Annotated in this window: 17 protein-coding genes; 13 read left to right on the forward strand and 4 right to left on the reverse strand. The window is 69.3% G+C overall.

Translation table 11 applies throughout. The features are described from left to right. The first annotated feature begins 53 nt into the window (after positions 1–53). Entirely contained in the window at positions 54–3512 is a 3459-nt protein-coding gene (locus D8S75_RS12395) for an MASE3 domain-containing protein (protein ID WP_119966662.1), read from the forward strand. A 2-nt stretch (positions 3513–3514) separates the two neighbouring features. On the opposite strand, the gene ylqF is transcribed toward D8S75_RS12395, so the two are convergent. Continuing rightward, a complete protein-coding gene (ylqF, locus tag D8S75_RS12400; RefSeq protein WP_119966663.1) occupies positions 3515–4465 on the reverse strand; it encodes a ribosome biogenesis GTPase YlqF in 951 nt (316 codons plus the stop codon). An 85-nt stretch (positions 4466–4550) separates the two neighbouring features. Between ylqF and D8S75_RS12405 the strand changes: the two genes are divergently transcribed. Further along, the gene (locus D8S75_RS12405) at positions 4551–4784 is read left to right on the forward strand and encodes a hypothetical protein (protein ID WP_119966664.1); all 234 of its coding nucleotides are present in this window, start codon (positions 4551–4553) and stop codon (positions 4782–4784) included. Next, the gene (locus D8S75_RS12410) at positions 4785–5006 is read left to right on the forward strand and encodes an oxidoreductase-like domain-containing protein (protein ID WP_119966665.1); all 222 of its coding nucleotides are present in this window, start codon (positions 4785–4787) and stop codon (positions 5004–5006) included. Positions 5007–5013: 7 nt separating this feature from the next. Here D8S75_RS12410 and D8S75_RS12415 read toward each other — a convergent pair whose 3' ends face one another. Then, positions 5014–5946, reverse strand: coding sequence for a prenyltransferase (locus D8S75_RS12415; RefSeq protein WP_198673201.1), 933 nt, complete (start codon positions 5944–5946; stop codon positions 5014–5016). Between the two features lie 171 nt (positions 5947–6117). On the opposite strand from D8S75_RS12415, the gene ubiM reads away from it, so the two are divergent. Further along, positions 6118–7329 carry a 5-demethoxyubiquinol-8 5-hydroxylase UbiM gene (ubiM, locus tag D8S75_RS12420; RefSeq protein WP_119966666.1) on the forward strand — a complete coding sequence of 404 codons (1212 nt, stop codon included), beginning with the start codon at positions 6118–6120 and terminating at the stop codon, positions 7327–7329. 92 nt (positions 7330–7421) lie between these two features. Here the strand turns inward: ubiM and gshA are convergent, their stop codons facing one another. Then, positions 7422–8948: a glutamate--cysteine ligase gene (gene gshA, locus D8S75_RS12425; protein WP_119966667.1), complete on the reverse strand. Its 1527-nt coding sequence runs from the start codon at positions 8946–8948 to the stop codon at positions 7422–7424. Positions 8949–9050: 102 nt separating this feature from the next. Further along, entirely contained in the window at positions 9051–9959 is a 909-nt protein-coding gene (locus D8S75_RS12430; protein ID WP_119966668.1) for an SDR family NAD(P)-dependent oxidoreductase, read from the reverse strand. Positions 9960–10096: 137 nt separating this feature from the next. Here D8S75_RS12430 and D8S75_RS12435 point away from each other — a divergent pair, with 137 nt between their 5' ends. From D8S75_RS12435 to D8S75_RS12470, 9 genes are all read left to right on the forward strand, one after another. Next, positions 10097–10981 carry an NUDIX hydrolase gene (locus D8S75_RS12435; protein WP_119966669.1) on the forward strand — a complete coding sequence of 295 codons (885 nt, stop codon included), beginning with the start codon at positions 10097–10099 and terminating at the stop codon, positions 10979–10981. Between the two features lie 92 nt (positions 10982–11073). Continuing rightward, positions 11074–11352 (forward strand): DUF427 domain-containing protein, encoded by a 279-nt coding sequence (locus tag D8S75_RS12440; RefSeq protein ID WP_119966670.1) that lies wholly within the window; start codon positions 11074–11076, stop codon positions 11350–11352. A gap of 30 nt (positions 11353–11382) precedes the next feature. Beyond that, the gene (locus tag D8S75_RS17485) at positions 11383–11664 is read left to right on the forward strand and encodes a hypothetical protein (protein WP_157982648.1); all 282 of its coding nucleotides are present in this window, start codon (positions 11383–11385) and stop codon (positions 11662–11664) included. Positions 11665–11699: 35 nt separating this feature from the next. Next, positions 11700–12308: a DUF938 domain-containing protein gene (locus D8S75_RS12445; protein WP_119966671.1), complete on the forward strand. Its 609-nt coding sequence runs from the start codon at positions 11700–11702 to the stop codon at positions 12306–12308. 291 nt (positions 12309–12599) lie between these two features. Beyond that, positions 12600–12893 carry a 2Fe-2S iron-sulfur cluster-binding protein gene (locus tag D8S75_RS12450; protein WP_119966672.1) on the forward strand — a complete coding sequence of 98 codons (294 nt, stop codon included), beginning with the start codon at positions 12600–12602 and terminating at the stop codon, positions 12891–12893. Between the two features lie 207 nt (positions 12894–13100). Continuing rightward, positions 13101–14222: a bifunctional 3,4-dihydroxy-2-butanone-4-phosphate synthase/GTP cyclohydrolase II gene (gene ribBA / locus D8S75_RS12455; protein ID WP_119966673.1), complete on the forward strand. Its 1122-nt coding sequence runs from the start codon at positions 13101–13103 to the stop codon at positions 14220–14222. A 12-nt stretch (positions 14223–14234) separates the two neighbouring features. Beyond that, positions 14235–14699, forward strand: a complete 465-nt coding sequence (gene ribH / locus D8S75_RS12460) for a 6,7-dimethyl-8-ribityllumazine synthase (RefSeq protein WP_119966674.1) — start codon at positions 14235–14237, stop codon at positions 14697–14699. Next, on the forward strand, positions 14696–15241 hold the full coding sequence (nusB, locus tag D8S75_RS12465) for a transcription antitermination factor NusB (RefSeq protein ID WP_119966675.1): 546 nt from the start codon (positions 14696–14698) through the stop codon (positions 15239–15241). The genes ribH and nusB overlap by 4 nt, the downstream gene beginning before the upstream one ends. 84 nt (positions 15242–15325) lie before the next feature. Then, the gene (locus D8S75_RS12470) at positions 15326–16510 is read left to right on the forward strand and encodes a pyridoxal phosphate-dependent aminotransferase (protein ID WP_119966676.1); all 1185 of its coding nucleotides are present in this window, start codon (positions 15326–15328) and stop codon (positions 16508–16510) included. The last annotated feature ends 4 nt before the right edge of the window (positions 16511–16514 follow it).

The raw sequence follows: 16514 nt of genomic DNA on the forward strand, positions 1-16514 counted from the left end.
ATACACCACAGGCTCCCCGACCGGCCCCACCCACGGTTCACCAGAAATTGCCAATGCCCCCATTTCTTCACCAGGCGCATGCCCTTCCGACCGGCCAGACCGACCTGCCGTTGTGGCGCATGGTGCTGGCCAGCCTGGTGCCGCCCTCGGTGATGTCCGCCATTTGCTGGTGGAGCGCACAGTTCAACTACCTGCTGTTCCATACGCTGGCCGAGCTGTTTTCCATCGTGATCGCCATGGTGGCCCTGGTGGTGTCCACCACCACCACCCAATTCACGCGCAACCATTTCGTCGTATACATCGCCGTGGCCTTTGGTTGGTGTGGCGGCCTCGACCTGGCACACACGCTGGTTTTCCAAGGCATGAACCTGCTGCCCGGCGGCAGCGCCAACCCGTCCACGCAACTGTGGATCGCGGCCCGCTTCATCCAGGCCGCCGCGCTCGTCAGCGCCCCGCTACTGCTTCAGCGCAACATGCACCGGTTCTTTTCCAACGCGGTCTTCGGGTCGGTCACCGTGCTTGTCCTGCTGCTGATCATGAACGGCCAGTTTCCGGACGCTTTCGTGGACGGCCAGGGCCTGACATCCTTCAAGATCTACACCGAGTACCTCATCATCGGCCTGCTGGCCTGTGCGTTGCTTCTGTTCTGGCGCCATCGCGCGCTGATGTCCACGCGCCTGCTGGTCAATCTGATGGCCGCCGTGGTGCTGATGATGCTGTCGGAACTGGCCTTCACGCGCTACGTGAGCGTGTACGCGCAGGCGAACCTGGTGGGGCACCTGCTGAAGATCTTCGCTTATTGGTATGTCTACCTGGCACTGGTGCAGAACACCTTGCGCGAGCCATTCAGCATGCTCGCACGCGCAGCCAGCACCTACGATGCCGTGCCCGACCCCACGCTCATCGTGGCGGGCGACGGCCGCATCCTGCAGGCCAACACGGCCGCGTCCCTCTACACCGGCATGGCCGCCGAGCAGCTGGTGGGACAGTCCTGCCACGCACTGTTCCACGATGCCGCCATCAACCCGGCCGATTGCCCGGTCTGTTCGCGCCTGAGATCTCGCGGCATGGCCTTCAGCACGGAACTCGCGCGCGAGCAGGGCCGCCGCGCCGTGGAATGCAGCCTGGCCCCCTTCGGCTTCCACGGCGACCAGAAGGCCCATGTCCAGGTGGTGCGCGACATCACCGATCGCCAGCGCCTGGCGGCCGAGCGCGAGGCCCTGGTGCAGGCACTGGGCGAGCGCATCAAGGAGCTGCGCTGCATGCACGCCATCGCGCAGCTGATCGAGACACCGGACCTCCAGCTCCCGCAATTGCTGAACGGCGTGACCGAGCGGCTGCCGCCGGGATTCATGCTGCCCGACAGGGTCCGGGTGGCCATCTCCGGGAACTGGGGGCATTTCGGCGCCCGTCCCCCCGAGTCCAAGCCCACGCAGTGGATGGCACGGGACATCAGCGTGCACGGCACGCCCCGCGCGCAGCTGCAGGCATGGTATCCGCCCGCGGCCTGCGCAGCGGGCGCGGTCTTCCTGCCCGAAGAAGAGACGCTGCTCGACAGCGTGGTGCAGCAGATCGGCGGCACCATCGAGCGCATGCAGGCGGCCGAGAAGGTCCAGCGCCTGTCCAACCTCTACGAGATGCTCAGCGCCACCAACCATGCCGTGGTGCACAGCAGCGACCAGGAAACCTTGCTGGCACGGCTCTACGACGCGCTGATCACCCACGGATCGTTTCCGATGATGTTCATCGCGCTCACGGAAACCGGCGGGCTGCCTCTGCGCATCCACCGCACGCATGGCATCGCAGCCGAGCGCCTGCCCCTGCTGATCCAAGCCCTGGAAGACCCCGGGAGCCCCTTCAACCAGCTGATGGCCAATCTGGCGGAGGGAGAAATCACCGTCCGCAGCATCCCCGCGGACGCCAACACCCCCTGGCTGGCCTATCTGCACGCGGAAGGCATCCGGGAACGCGCCGTAGTGCCCCTGGTCTGCGAAGGACGGCTGCTGGGCGCGTTCGGCCTGTACGCGCGCGGACTCACCACGTTCGATGCCGACGAAATGCGCCTGCTCACTGAAATGGCGTCCGACCTGTCCTTCGCCTTCAACAACCTGGCCAGCGAAAAACGGCTGACACAGGCCGAGCAGAAAGCACAGCTCTCCGAATACCGCTTCAGCGAACTGTTCGAGGCCTCGCCGCTGCCGATGCTGATCTACTCCCTGAACACGCGCAAGCTGCGCGCCAGCAACCGGGCACTGCAGCAATGGCTGGGCTACACCCCCGAAGACATCGCCACGATCACGCTGTGGGCCGAGCATGTCTTTGCCGACCCCGAAGAACGCCGCCAGCGCATGGCGCACTGGGAAAGCGTGCTGCCGCAAAGCAAGGGCGGCCAGACCGTGCAATCGCCCGAATTGCGACTGCGCTGCAAGGACGGCAGTGAACGCACCACGCGCGGCACCATGACCGTGGTGAACGACGAGGCCATCATCGCCTGGACCGACCTGACGGAAATCCGCCAGAACGAGCATGTGCTGCGGGAAAGCGAGCAACGCTTCCGCAACATGATCGAGCAGACCATCAGCGGCATCTATGTGCGCCGCCATGGCCGTTTCATCTACGTGAACCCGCGCTTCTGCGAAATCGTGGGCTGGTCAGCACCGGAACTTCTGGGGCAGGAGGTGCTGCAATTCACCGCCACCACCCCTGACAACCTGGAACGCATCCACCAGGCCTGGGGGCGGCTCGATGCCGGCGAGCCCAACGTGGCCTACAGCGTGCCCTTGCGCCGCAAGGATGGCCGGTTGATCGAACTGGGCCTGAACGCCAGGGTCATCACCTGGGACGACGGCCAACCCGCCACCATCGTGATGGCCCAGGACATCACCGAGCGCAAGCAAGCCGAAGAGCAGATCGCCAGCTACGTGCGGCGGCTTGAAGGTGCCATGCAGGGCACGCTGCAGGCCATCTCCAACATGGTCGAATTGCGCGACCCCTACACCGCCGGGCATGAACGCCGCGTGGGCCTGATCGCGGGTGCCATCGCGCGTGAGCTGGGCTGGGACGAAGCACGCTGCAAGAACCTGGAACTGGTGGGCCTGGTGCACGACATCGGCAAGATCGCCGTGCCCGCCGAGATCCTGTCCAAGCCCGGGCGCCTGAGCCCACTGGAGATGGAACTGGTCAAGTGCCACGCACAGGCCGGCTACGACATCCTCAAGGACGTGGACTTCGCCACCCCGGTGGCCGAGATCATCCGCCAGCACCACGAGCGCATGGACGGCAGCGGCTACCCGCGCGGCCTGCAGGGCGACGCCATCCTGCCCGAGGCCCGCGTGCTGGCCGTGGCCGACGTGGTCGAATCCATGGCGGCGCACCGGCCCTACCGCCCCGCGCTCGGGCTGGAACTGGCGATGGCCGAGATCGACAAGAACCGGGGCCGGCTCTACGACACCGAAGTGGCCGACGCCATGGCCAGGCTGGTGCGGGAGAAGGACTATCGGCTGCCCCACTAGGCTCAGGGCTCGCGCGTACCGCTGCCCTTCTTCTTGCGGTCTTCACGGGCCTGCTTCTTCGCCGCGCGCTCGGCCTCGCGCGCCTCGCCGGCGGCCTGCCAGGCCTCGAACTGCGCCGGCGTCTCCAGCGTGACGCGGCCCAGGACGGCGGTGCGGAAATCGGTCATCACCAGCTCGGCGGCCTTTTGCAGGTTCACGCGTCCGCCGGACATGACGGCCCCGCGCTTCCTGCCGATGACTTCGAGCAGTTCATCGTCGGGCAGCGCGGCGATGGCTTCGGCCGCCAGGCCCAGCTTGTAGCGCGCCTCGATCAGCGGCGCGTAGTGCGCCTGCAGGCGGCGCAGCAGTTCCAGCGCCACCAGTTCCTCGTCGTAGGCGTTGCGGCCCACGGCGCCGCTGGCGGCGAGGTTGTAGCCGCTCTCAACCACGCTGATGCGCGGCCACAGCATGCCGGGCGTGTCCCACAGGTAGAAGTCGTCGGCCAGCGTGATGCGCTGCTCCAGCTTGGTGATGCCGGCCTCGTCGCCCGTCTTGGCCTGGCGCTTGTTCGACAAGGTATTGATGAGCGTGGACTTGCCCACGTTGGGCACGCCGCAGATCAGCACGCGCATGGGTTTGGCCATGCCGCCCCGGTTCGGCGCGAGCTGGTGGCAGCCGTCGATGAGCTTGCGCGCGGGCGCCGGCTCGGAGGCGTCGAGCGCCACGGCGCGCGTGTCGGGCCGGGCGTTGTACCAGTCCAGCCACAGCGCGGTGCGCTCGGGGTCGGCCACGTCCTGCTTGTTCAGCACCTTGAGCGTGGGCTTGTGGCCCGTCAGCTCGGCCAGCAGCGGGTTGGCGCTGGAGCCGGGCAGGCGCGCGTCCAGCACCTCGATCACCACATCGATGTCCTTGATGCGTTCGCTGATCGCTTTCTTGGTCAGGTGCATGTGACCGGGAAACCACTGGATGGCCATGCGGGGGGTCTTTCTTTTGTTCGTTCCGGGGTGCGCAGGGTCGCAAGGATAATCGCGGCCGGCCTTCCACTCTTTTCCTAACCCCATGCCGCTGCCACCCGAGCCCGCCCGCCGCGCCCTGCCCAAGGCCGACAAGGACCTGCTGGTCAAGGGCATCACCTGCGCGCTGATCGGCTGCGTCATCCTGCTGGCGCCCTATGTCGCCCGCTCGCCCGGCGTGCGCGAGCTGATGGCCCAGGCCGCCGCCGTGGGCTGGTTCGCGCTGGTGCTGGGCGTGGCCCTGTTGGCACGCCCCGCCTTGCAGTGGCTGCGCCGGTAAATGCTGCCCGCCATCGCACACCACGGCGCCACCGACCGCGCCTCGGCCCTCGCCCTGTTCGAGGCCCTGCAGCGCTGCGCCCAGGAACGCGGCGTGGCGCTGCGCCCGCCGCCGCCCGAACCCACAAGCTGCTGCGGCCGGGGCTGCAACGGCTGCGTGTGGGAGGGCTTCCTGCACGCCGCCGAGTACTGGCGCCTGGACGCGCTGGAACTGCTGGCCTAGGGCCTGTTCACACCCCCCAGAACCCCGCCGCCAGGCCCAGCCCGTGCAGCACGGCGGCCGCGATGCCCAGCACCAGGGCCGGGCGCAGGCGCTCGGGGTGGCGCGCATGGCGCCGCAGCAGCACAGCCCCCGCCAGCGACAGCGGCAGCGACGCCAGCGCCCACAGCACGGACGCCGGCAGCGCGCCCCACGCCACCAGCACGGCCAGCCCGCCATGCGCCAGCAGCGCCAGGGCCAGGTACACCCAGGTGGCGCGCGCCGGCGTGAGCCGCACCACCAGCGTGCGCTTGCCCACCTGGGCGTCGGGCGCCGCGTCGGGGAAACCGTTGGCGATCAAGATGTTGGCGATCAGCAGCGCGTAGCTGGCGCCGGCGGCCATGGGGGCCAGCGCGAACTGGCCGCGCTGCACATAGTCGGCGCCCACCACCATGAGGCCCCAGGCCAGGCCCACGGCCAGTTCGCCCAGGCCACGCGACATCAGCGCCAGCGGCGGCATGGAATAGGCCCAGCCCAGCAGCATGCCCGCCAGCCCCACCAGCAGCAGCGCGGGACCGCTGTGCCAGGCCAGCCACAGGCCTCCGGGCACCACCAGCGCCAGCAGGGCCAGGGCCACGGCGCGCATGTCGCGTGCCTGCACCACGCCGCCCTGCACCAGGCGCGAACCGCCGGTGAACGGAAACAGGCCCTGCGTGTTGGCCGCGTCGGCGCCGTTGAGCGCATCGGCGTGGTCGTTGAGCATGTTGGCTGCCGCGTGCAGCATCAGCGCCAGCAGCAGCGTGAGCAGCGCCGGGCCGGCCGACAGCCCACCCCCAGCGGCGTGCGCGGATGCGATGCCGATGGCGCAGCCCACCGCCGTGATGGCGAGAAAGCCCGGGCGCGCCATGCGCAAGACCACCAGGGGCTGGCGCACCATGAGCGCCATCGTTGCAGGAAACGCCATCTGCCCTCCCTCGAAAAGTCGGTGAACGAATTCTGGCAGGCCGGCCCTGCCCCCAGGGCGCCATGCACTATTATTTTGATAGCTTAGGGCGCAGTATATATGGGCATAGAATGGCATTTTGATCGCAACCAACCTACCGCGATCCGCTGCGGCGGTTTGCGGTCCCATGCCATGGACTACGACATCTTGATCAGCGGCGCGGGCCCTGCCGGCCTGTGCCTCGCGCGCGCGCTTTCGGGCTGCGGGCTGCGCATCGGCGTGGTGGAGCAGCAGCCGCTGGCCGCCATCGAAAACCCCGCCTACGACGGCCGCGAGATCGCGCTCACCCAGCAGTCGGCGCAGGCCATGCGCGACCTGGGCCTGTGGGCGCGCATCGAGGCCGACGAACCTTCGGCCTTCGCCCAGCTGCGCGACGCCAAGGTGATGAACGGCCCTTCGCCGTTCGCCATGGTCATCGACCACCAGCTCTCGCGCCACAGCGAACTCGGCTGGCTGGTGTCCAACCACCTGATCCGCCGCGCCGCCTACCAGGAGGTGCGCGCCGCGCAACAGCAGCACCAGGACATCGAGCTGCTGACCGGCGAACAGGTAACCCGCGCCCACACCGACGCCAGCGCCGCGCATGTCACGCTGGCCAGCGGCAAACAGTTGCGCGCGCGCCTGCTGGTGGCGGCCGACAGCCGCTTCTCGGGCACACGCCGCGCGCTGGGCATCGGCGCCGACATGCACGACTTCGGCCGCTCCATGCTGCTGTGCACCATGTCGCACGAACAACCGCACCACCACGTGGCCTGGGAATGGTTCGGCTACGGCCAGACGCTGGCCCTGCTGCCCATGAACGACGACCCGGCCAGCGGCGCGCACCGCTCCTGCGTGGTGCTCACGCTGCCGCACCATGCGCTCGAACCGCTGGCCGACATGGAAGAGGCCGCGTTCGGCGAAGACATCACGCGCCGCTTCGACCACCGCCTGGGCGCCATGCGGCTCGCCAGCACGCGCCACCTCTACCCGCTCGTCGGCGTGCGGCCGCACCGCCTGGTGGCACAGCGCTTCGCCTGCGTGGGCGACGCGGCCGTGGGCATGCACCCCGTGACGGCGCACGGCTTCAATTTCGGCCTCCTGGGCATCACCACGCTGGCCGGCCAGCTACGCGCCGCCCACGCCGCCGGCCAGGACATCGCCGCGCCCGACCTGCTGGCACGCTACGAGCGCGCGCACCGCCGCGCCACGCTGCCGCTGTACCTGGCCACCACCTTCGTGGCCCGCCTCTACACCACCGACCACCCGCCCGCGCGCCTGCTGCGCGACGCGGCGCTGCGCGTGGCGCAGAACTTCCCGCCGTTCAAGCGGCTGGTGGCGGCGTCGCTCTCCGGCAAGCACTGAGGGCACAAGCCCCTGGGTGGCTGCGCCACCGTCCCCTTCTCTGGCATCGCTGCGGGGCGGCCCTTGCGCGGCGATCGCTGGCCTGGGCCGCGTCAGATCAGCAGGCCTTGCGTTGACATGTACTGCTGGCGCCATTCCTCGAACGGCAGCGTGTCGGCGGCCTCGATGGCCTGCTGCTGCGCCAGCGACTCCCGCGCCTGGGCCGCGCTGCGCTCTTGCAGTGCCCCGCTCCAGGGGCGTTCCAGCAGCGCCTCGCGCGCCAGGGCGGACTGGCTGATCGAGAAGGCCGTGAAGTTGTTGCCGTGCGCGGCGGCCATGCGCGCCAGCACGCGCGCCGAGGGCGTTTCCTGCGGGGCATCGAGCAGCGCCTGGGCGGCTTGCAGGGCCGCGCTGTAGTCGCGCGTGCCGTTGCCGGCGTCGAGCGCGGCGGCCAGCGGCGCGCATTCCTGCAGGATCTGCGCGGCCCATTCGACCAGCGGCACGCTCTGGCCTCGCCGTTGCAGGCACAGGCCGGGCTCGCGGCCGCGCTCGGCCGTGAGGTGCTGGTTGCGCTTGAGTTCGGTGATTTCCTCGGGCGTGTCGGGCGGGCTGTCGGAGAGCAGGCAGTGCAGCAGGAACACGTCGAGCAGGCGCATGGTCTGCGCGGTGATGCCCACCGGCACGAAGGGGTCGAGGTCCATCAGGCGCACCTCGACATATTCCACGCCGCGCTCGCGCAACGCGTGCAGCGGGCGCTCGCCCGTGCGCACCACGCGCTTGGGACGGATGGTGCCGTAGAACTCGTTCTCGATCTGCAGCAGGCTGGTGCCGAGCTGGTTGTAGTCGCCCCCCGGGTTGCGGATGCCCACGGCCTCGTAGGCCGGGTAGGGCCGCGTGAGCGCCTCCTGCAGCGAATTGGCGTAACCCTCCAGGCCGTTGTAGCTCACGGCCAGCGTGGCCTGCGCGTCGCTCTGGTAGCCCAGGCGGCCCATGCGCAGCGAGGTGGCATGCGGCAGGTACAGCGCCTGGCCGCCCAGCGACTGCAGCGCGTGCGGCCGGCCCTGGGCGAAGCACGGGCACATGGCCGGCGAGGCGCCGAACAGGTACAGCAGCACGAAGGCCTGGCGGCGGAAGTTGCGGATCAGCGCGAAATACTGCTCGCTGCTCACGCCCGGCATCGACCAGTTGTAGTGGATGCCGCAGATGGTCTGCATGCGCCGGCCATAGCGGTGGCCCAGGCCCATGCGGTAGACGCTCTTGGCGCGCCCGATGTTGGAACTGCCGTAGCGCGCCAGCGGGATGGTTTCGTCGGTGGGCAGGCCGCACGGCATGCTGGAGACCCAGAGCATCTCGTCGCCCTGGGCGCGCAGCGTCTGGTAGACAAACTGGTGGATCTCGGTGAGCTCGTCCAGGCAATCCTGCACGCCCAGGTGCGCGCCGGTGACCAGCTCGATCTGCGACTCGCTGTAATCGGTGGTGATGTGCGGGTGGGTGAGGGCCGAGCCCAGCGGCAGCGGGTGCGGCGTGAGGGCCAGCGCCCCCGAGGGCAGGACGCGCAGGCCCTCTTTCTCGATGCCGCGGCGGATGCCGGCCAGGCTTTCGGGGGACTGCGCGCTGATGCGTTCCTGCAAGGTGGTCATAAGTTCGGTGCCAATTTTCTGTATCGGCACGGAACTTAGCATGCCAGGGCCGGGCCTGCCGGCGCCAGGGCTTGCATGACGCGGGTCAAACCCGCCGGCCGTTCAGCCGCGCGCCGCCATGGCCTTCTGCACCTCGATGGTGCCCTGGGCCGCGCCGCTCTGCGGCACCTGCTCGCCCGCGCGCTCGGTCACCTCGGCCAACCGGGCTGCGAGCTGCTCGGGCGCATCGTCGCCCAGGCCGATGTGCACCCCCTGCGTCAGCGTGATGTGCGCGGCCTCGAACGAGCCGCCGCCAGCGCACAGGATGGTGCGGGTCGGCGCGCCCTCGTGCGCCAGCACCAGCATGGCGGGCACCACGGCCTCGGGCTTGAGGGCATCGAGAATTTGCGGCGGGAACAGCGCCTCGGTCATGCGCGTGGCCGCCGTGGGCGCCAGAGCATTCACGCGGATGTTGTTCTTGGCCCCCTCGATGGCCAGCGTCTGCATCAGGCCCACCTGGGCCAGCTTGGCCGCGCCATAGTTGCTCTGGCCGAAGTTGCCGTACAAGCCCGTGGACGAGGTCGTCATCACGATGCGGCCGTACTGCTGGGCCACCATGTGCGGCCACACCGCCTTGCAGCAGTTCGCCGCGCCCATGAGGTGCACGTCCACCACCAGGCGGAAATCCGCCATGTCCATCTTGGCGAAGGATTTGTCACGCAGGATGCCCGCGTTGTTCACCAGGATGTCCACGCGTCCCCAGGCATCGATGGCCTGCTGCACCATGGCCTCGACTGCGGCGAAGTCGGTCACCGACGCGCCGTTGGCCAGCGCCTCGCCGCCCGCCGCGCGGATTTCCTCGACCACCGCCTGCGCCGCCGAGACCGAGCCGCCGCTGCCGTCCACCGCGCCACCCAGGTCGTTCACCAGCACCTTGGCGCCGCGCTGGGCCAGCGCCAGCGCATGCAGGCGGCCCAGGCCGCCGCCGGCGCCCGTCACGATGGCCACGCGGCCCTTGAAATCCATACCCATGGTGCATCCACTCCTGTTGTCGATGGTTGAAGAACCCAGTCGCGCACCGGACTGTCCGGTGCCGCCTGCGCGCAGCACTGTAAGCCACAAACCGGTGCTTGCCAGTACAGTTAGTGACTGCCCCCTAAGAGAGCCCCATGCAGCCCGTCACCCCCACCCATCCCGAAACACCCCGCGACTCCGCCACCGTGGTGCTGCTGCGCGACACCCCCGCCGGCCTGGAAACCCTGCTGCAGCGCCGCCATGCCCAGATGGCCAACATGGCGGGGATGTATGTGTTCCCGGGCGGCAAGCTCGACGCCGCCGACAGCGAGCCCGCCAGCACGGCCCTGCTGGACCAGGGCGTGGACGCGCTGCACGCCGGCCTGGGCGAGCCTGGCACGGCCGCTGCCATCGCCGCCGGCCTGCATGTGGCGGCGCTGCGCGAGGCGCTGGAGGAATGCGGCCTGCTGCTGGCCGAGCCCGCGCAACCGCAAGCGCGGCTGGACGCGCCGCGCGCCCGCGCCATGCTGCGCGAAGGCCAGCCGTTCGCACAGGTGCTGGCCCAGCTAGGGCTGCGCCTGGCGACGCGGCAACTCGCCCCCTGGTCGCGCTGGATCACGCCACTGGCGCCCGCCATGGGCACGCGGCGCTTCGACACGCGCTTTTTCGTGGCCCAGGCGCCCGAAGGCCAGACCGCGCTGCACGACAACGAGGAAACCACCGAGAGCCTGTGGCTCACGCCGCGCACCGCGCTGGAGCAGTACCGCGACGGCCGCATCGAGCTGGCGCCGCCGCAGATCATGAGCCTGGCGCAGCTGGCGCGCCACGCCACGGTGCGGGACGTGATCGCGGCCGCGCGGCTCCAGCCCCCGCCCACCATCCTGCCCGAGGCCTATGATCAAGACGGCGTGCGCACCATCTGCTACCCGGGCGACCCGCTGCACTCCGTGCGCGAGCGCGCCCTGCCCGGCCCCACGCGGCTGAGCCGCCAAGCGCGGCACTTCCTGCCCGAGGACGGGTTCGAGGCGCTCTTTCTCTGAGCCCCTGCACCTCGAATGCTATGCATTCAGTAGCGCATGGCGCTTGACCTGATTGCCCTAGAGGCTGTTTTCACTATGCAAGGAGTTTCCCCATGAAAGCCATCTGGAACGGCGTGGTCGTCGCCGAGAGCGACGACACCGTGCTCGTGGAAGGCAACCACTACTTCCCCGAGAGCGCGCTCAAGCGCGAGTTCGTCACCTTCAGCAACCACAAGACCATGTGCCCCTGGAAGGGCCAGGCCACCTACTTCTCGCTGCTCGTCAACGGCGAACTCAACCCCGAGGCCGCCTGGACCTACGCCGACCCCAAGCCCGAGGCCGAGGCCGTGCGTGGCCGCGTGGCGTTCTGGAAGGGCGTGACCGTCGCCTGAGGGTTATCCCGGTCCGCACTGGACAATCGTGTGGACAACTCCGGACAAGCCCTGTATGGGCCGCGCAAGTGGTTGATTGATAAGGGACTGCGGCAGATTGCCCGTTTTTTATGCAAGGTATTGCCGCGCACGCACCACTTATCCCGGCGTCCGCTGGACAATGCTGTGGATAAATCCGGACAAGCCCTGTATGGCCGCGCCAAGTCCTTGATTCTTCAGGACAATCCCTGCGCTGCCTCTTTTTGCGGCAAATGCGGCGCGGCGGCTCCTGCCGCCACGGCAGCACCGAATCACTACCAAACTGATAGCTAGAAGCGCTTATTCCTGCTGCGCCGCTGCCATTTTTCATGCCCAATCCGCTGCACAGCCCCGCCGCCGAACGCAACCGCCAGCCCATCCTGGAGGTGCTGCGCACCCTGTTGCCCGCCACCGGCCATGCGCTGGAGGTGGCCAGCGGCACCGGGCAGCATGCGGCCTGGTTCGCCGCCGCCTTGCCGGGCTGGACCTGGCAGCCCAGCGACCCGCTGGACGAGCACCTGGCATCGATCAGCGCCTGGTGCGCCGCCGTGCCCAACGTGCAACCGCCCGTGCGGCTGGACGTGCTGGCGCCCCGGTGGCCTGGCGACGGCCCCGCCTTCGCCACCCCCTTCAACCTGGTGTACTGCGCCAACATGCTGCACATCGCGCCCTGGGCCTGCTGCGCCGGGCTGATGCAGGGCGCGGCGCGGCACCTGGCGCCGGGCGGGCAACTCGTCACCTACGGGCCGTATCTGGAAGACGGCGTACCCACCGCGCCCAGCAACCGCGACTTCGATGCCAGCCTGCGCGAGCGCAACCCGGCCTGGGGCATCCGCCGCCTGGAAGACGTGGCCCAGATGGCCGCCACGGCGGGCCTGCGCCTCGCCGCGCGCCACGCCCTGCCGGCCAACAACCTGCTGCTGGCCTGGACGCGCTAGGGCCTGTTCCCACTATTTTTGTCAGATGCGTTGCGACCCCAAAAGGCCAGGCGCCAGGCGCCAAACGAAGCTGGGGAGCGACCCCAGCGAGGTTTGGCAACGCCGCGAATGGCCTTTTGGGGGCGCAACCCGCAGGGAACGGGGTGAAAGCCGCGCCACTCGTCGTTGCCCTCCTAGCCAAGGCCCCGGCCTTGGCGTTGTCACGCGCCTAGATTGGCGCGGCTTTCACCCCGTTCGCACTGGCAAAAATAGTGGGAACAGGCCCTCGCCCTCCACCCCCTGAACCCGCCCATGAACACACCCACCGCGCCCTTTTTCATCGCCCAGATCGAGCCCGCTGGCCAGCAATGCGACGCCTGGCCCGAGCAGCCGCTGCTGCTGTCAATGGAACAAGGCGGCATCGACTGGCCCAGCTCCTGCCGCAACGGCACCTGCCGCACCTGCATCGGTCACCTGGCGCAGGGCGAGGTGCGCTACGCCATCGAGTGGCCGGGCCTCACGCCCGAGGAGCGGGCCAGCGGCTGCGTGCTGCCCTGCGTGGCCTACCCGGCGTCCGACGTGGTGCTCGAAACCTCCGCCGTTTGACCCCGGCCGGCGGCGCACCACGGCGCGCGCTCGACTAGAATGCACCTCTTCGGGCCCGCGTGCGCTGCGCGCGCCGGCCCACCGTGCGGCAGCGCCGCATCGCATGTTCTTTGGGACGCTCGCGGAGCCCGCCTCCGCCCAGCGCCGGCACCGCGGAACCTGCGCTGCAGACTGCCCTCCCCCTGCGGCCCACCGAAGAAAGCCCCCATGAACACCCCCCTCACCCCCGCCCCCATCTCGCCGGTGGAGGAGATCGTCGAAGAGATGCGCGCCGGGCGCATGGTCATCCTCGTGGACGAGGAAGACCGCGAGAACGAAGGCGACCTGGTGCTGGCCGCCGACCATGTGACACCCGAGGCCATCAACTTCATGGCGCGCTTCGGCCGGGGCCTGATCTGCCTCACGCTCACGCGCGAGCGCTGCGAATTCCTCAAGCTGCCGCCCATGGCCACGCGCAACGGCACGGTCTACAGCACGGCCTTCACCGTGTCCATCGAGGCCGCCGAGGGCGTGACCACCGGCATCTCGGCCGCCGACCGCGCGCGCACCGTGCAGGTGGCCGTGGCCAAGGACAGCCAGGCCAGCGATCTGGTGCAGCCCGGCCACATCTTCCCGCTGCAGGCGGTGGACGGCGGCGTGCTCATGCGCGCGGGCCACACCGAGGCCGGCTGCGACCTCGCCGCCATGGCCGGCTGCAGCCCCTCCTCCGTGATCTGCGAGATCATGAAGGACGACGGCACCATGGCGCGCCTGCCCGACCTGCAGGTGTTCGCCGCCGAGCACGGCATCAAGATCGGCACCATCGCCGACCTGATCGAGCACCGCAGCCGCACCGAATCCCTGGTCGAGAAGGTGGGCCAGCGCACGCTGCAGACCAGCTACGGCGAATTCACCGCCCACGCCTTCCGCGACAAGCCCAGCGGCGCCGTGCACCTGGCGCTGGCCAAGGGCCAATGGGGCGAGGGCGACGTGGTGCCCGTGCGCGTGCACGAACCGCTGTCGGTGCTCGACGCGCTGGAACTCAACCGCTCCATGCACTCCTGGGGCCTGGACACCAGCCTGCACTACATCGCCCAGCAGGGCCGGGGCGTGGCCGTGCTGCTCAACTGCGGCGAAAGCGCCGCGCAGTTGCTCGCCCAGTTCGAGGGCACGGCCCGCGCGGCCCAGGCGCCCGAGCGCGGCCGCATGGACCTGCGCACCTATGGCGTGGGCGCGCAGATCCTGCGCGAATGCGGCGTGCACAAGATGCAGCTCATGGGCCAGCCCCGCCGCATGCCCAGCATGGCGGGCTACGGGCTCGAAATCACCGGATACATCCCCAAGGAATAACGAGGAACAAACATGTTTGGCGCAGAAAAGGGAACGGGCGACAGGCTCGACGGCAAGAAGCTGCACATCGGCATCGTGCAGGCCCGCTTCAACGAAAGCATCACCAACGCGCTGGCGGCCGCCTGCCGCACCGCGCTGCTGGACCTGGGCGTGCAGGAAAAGCACATCACCCATGTGCTGGTGCCCGGCGCCCTGGAAGTGCCCGTGGCGCTGCAGGCCCTGGCCGAGCGCGACGAGTTCGACGCGCTGATCGCGCTGGGCTGCATCATCCGCGGCGAAACCTACCACTTCGAGCTGGTGGCCAACGAATCGGGCGCGGCCGTCTCGCGCATCGCGCTGGACTACCACGTGCCCGTGGCCAACGCCATCCTGACCACCGAGAACCTCGACCAGGCCGTCGCGCGCCAGACCGAGAAGGGCCGCGACGCCGCCTACGTGGCCGTGGAAATGGCCAACCTGCTGGACGAGCTGTCATGAGCGAACAGAACACCTCCCCCGACGCACCGGCCCCCAAGCAAAAGCGCACCGGCCTCACCAGCACGGGCGCGCGCAAGGCCGCCGCCAAATCCAACCGCACGCGCGCGCGCGAGTTCGCGCTGCAGGCGCTCTACCAGCACCTGGTGGGCCGCAACGAGGCCACCGCCATCGACGCCTTCACGCGTGACCTGGCGGGCTTCCACAAGGCCGACGCGGCGCACTACGACGCGCTCTTGCACGGCTGCATCGCCACCGCCGCCGACCTCGACGCGCTCATCACCCCGCTGCTCGACCGCAAGATGGCCGAGATCTCGCCCATCGAGCACGCCGTGATGTGGATGGGCGTGTACGAGTTCCAGCATTGCCTGGACGTGCCCTGGCGCGTGGTGCTCAATGAATACATCGAGCTGGCCAAGGAATTTGGCGGCACCGACGGCCATAAGTATGTCAACGGCGTGCTCGGCGGCCTGGCGCCCAAGCTGCGCGCCGACGAGGTGGCGGCCGACAAGCGCGCCGACGGCGCCAGCGCGCCACAGGGCTGAGCCCCCCACTCCCACCTGTTCGCGGCGGGCCACCAGCCTGCCCTGTACTCCCTCCCGCCACCCGCGGGCCTGAACCTCTCCCCCATGAAAATCTCCACCCGCGCCGGCCGCATCGAACCGTTTTATGTGATGGAAGTGGCCAAGGCCGCGCAGGCGCTGGCGCGCGAGGTGGCGGGCACGCGCGAACCGATGATCTTCCTGAACATCGGCGAACCCGACTTCACCGCGCCGCCCCTGGTGCAGGAAGCCGCCCTGCGCGCCGTGCAGAGCGGCGCCACGCAGTACACCCAGTCGCTCGGCCTGGAGAGCCTGCGCGAGCGCATCAGCGGCTGGTACGCGCAGCGCTTCGGCGTCGATGTGCCGGCACGGCGCATCGTCGTCACGGCCGGCGCCTCGGCCGCGCTGCAGCTCGCCTGCCTGGCGCTGATCGACGCGGGCGACGAGATCCTCATGCCCGACCCGAGCTACCCCTGCAACCGCCACTTCGTGAGCGCGGCCGAGGGCACGGCGGTGCTGATCCCCACCACGGCGCAGGAGCGCTTCCAGCTCAGCGCGGAGAAGGTGCGCGCCGCCTGGGGCCCCAAGACGCGCGGCGTGCTGCTGGCCTCGCCCTCCAACCCCACGGGGACCTCGATCGCGCCCGACGAGCTGCGCCGCATCCATGGCGTGGTGCAGGAGCACGGCGGCATCACCATCGTCGACGAGATCTATCTCGGCCTGTCGTATGAAGAACAGTTCGGCCACACCGCGCTGGCCTTGGGCGAAGACATCATCAGCATCAACAGCTTCAGCAAGTACTTCAACATGACGGGCTGGCGCCTGGGCTGGATGGTGGTGCCCGAGGCGCTGGTGCCCGTGGTCGAGCGCCTGGCGCAGAACCTGTTCATCTGCGCCAGCACCATTGCGCAGCACGCCGCGCTGGCCTGCTTCGAGCCCGAGAGCATCGCCGAGTACGAACGCCGCCGCGCCGAGTTCAAGGCCCGGCGCGACTACTTCATCCCCGAGCTGCAGCGCCTGGGATTGAGCGTGCCGGTGATGCCCGACGGCGCCTTCTACGCCTGGGCCGACTGCAGCGCGGCCTGCGAGCGCCTGGGCGTGACCGGCAGCTGGGACTTCGCCTTCGAGCTGATGCGCCGCGCCCACATCGCCATCACGCCAGGGCGCGATTTCGGCACGGCCGACACGCAGCGCTTCGTGCGCTTCTCCACGGCCAATTCCATGGCGCAGTTGCAGGAGTCTGTGGCGCGCCTCGATGCCCTGCTGGGCTGAACCC

The organism is Simplicispira lacusdiani, assembly GCF_003604195.1.
GTDB lineage: Bacteria > Pseudomonadota > Gammaproteobacteria > Burkholderiales > Burkholderiaceae_C > Simplicispira > Simplicispira lacusdiani.

What these genes read in the sequence shown, in the direction of transcription:
- D8S75_RS12445 (WP_119966671.1), top strand. Translation starts at nt 11,700, where the DNA reads ATGCCCAATCCGCTGCACAGCCCCGCCGCCGAACGCAACCGCCAGCCC.
- D8S75_RS12430 (WP_119966668.1), bottom strand. Translation starts at nt 9,959, where the DNA reads ATGGGTATGGATTTCAAGGGCCGCGTGGCCATCGTGACGGGCGCCGGC.
- ubiM (WP_119966666.1), top strand. Translation starts at nt 6,118, where the DNA reads ATGGACTACGACATCTTGATCAGCGGCGCGGGCCCTGCCGGCCTGTGC.
- D8S75_RS12440 (WP_119966670.1), top strand. Translation starts at nt 11,074, where the DNA reads ATGAAAGCCATCTGGAACGGCGTGGTCGTCGCCGAGAGCGACGACACC.
- D8S75_RS12435 (WP_119966669.1), top strand. Translation starts at nt 10,097, where the DNA reads ATGCAGCCCGTCACCCCCACCCATCCCGAAACACCCCGCGACTCCGCC.
- nusB (WP_119966675.1), top strand. Translation starts at nt 14,696, where the DNA reads ATGAGCGAACAGAACACCTCCCCCGACGCACCGGCCCCCAAGCAAAAG.
- D8S75_RS12405 (WP_119966664.1), top strand. Translation starts at nt 4,551, where the DNA reads ATGCCGCTGCCACCCGAGCCCGCCCGCCGCGCCCTGCCCAAGGCCGAC.
- D8S75_RS12470 (WP_119966676.1), top strand. Translation starts at nt 15,326, where the DNA reads ATGAAAATCTCCACCCGCGCCGGCCGCATCGAACCGTTTTATGTGATG.
- ribBA (WP_119966673.1), top strand. Translation starts at nt 13,101, where the DNA reads ATGAACACCCCCCTCACCCCCGCCCCCATCTCGCCGGTGGAGGAGATC.
- ylqF (WP_119966663.1), bottom strand. Translation starts at nt 4,465, where the DNA reads ATGGCCATCCAGTGGTTTCCCGGTCACATGCACCTGACCAAGAAAGCG.
- gshA (WP_119966667.1), bottom strand. Translation starts at nt 8,948, where the DNA reads ATGACCACCTTGCAGGAACGCATCAGCGCGCAGTCCCCCGAAAGCCTG.
- ribH (WP_119966674.1), top strand. Translation starts at nt 14,235, where the DNA reads ATGTTTGGCGCAGAAAAGGGAACGGGCGACAGGCTCGACGGCAAGAAG.
- D8S75_RS12450 (WP_119966672.1), top strand. Translation starts at nt 12,600, where the DNA reads ATGAACACACCCACCGCGCCCTTTTTCATCGCCCAGATCGAGCCCGCT.
- D8S75_RS12410 (WP_119966665.1), top strand. Translation starts at nt 4,785, where the DNA reads ATGCTGCCCGCCATCGCACACCACGGCGCCACCGACCGCGCCTCGGCC.
- D8S75_RS12415 (WP_198673201.1), bottom strand. Translation starts at nt 5,946, where the DNA reads ATGGCGTTTCCTGCAACGATGGCGCTCATGGTGCGCCAGCCCCTGGTG.
- D8S75_RS12395 (WP_119966662.1), top strand. Translation starts at nt 54, where the DNA reads ATGCCCCCATTTCTTCACCAGGCGCATGCCCTTCCGACCGGCCAGACC.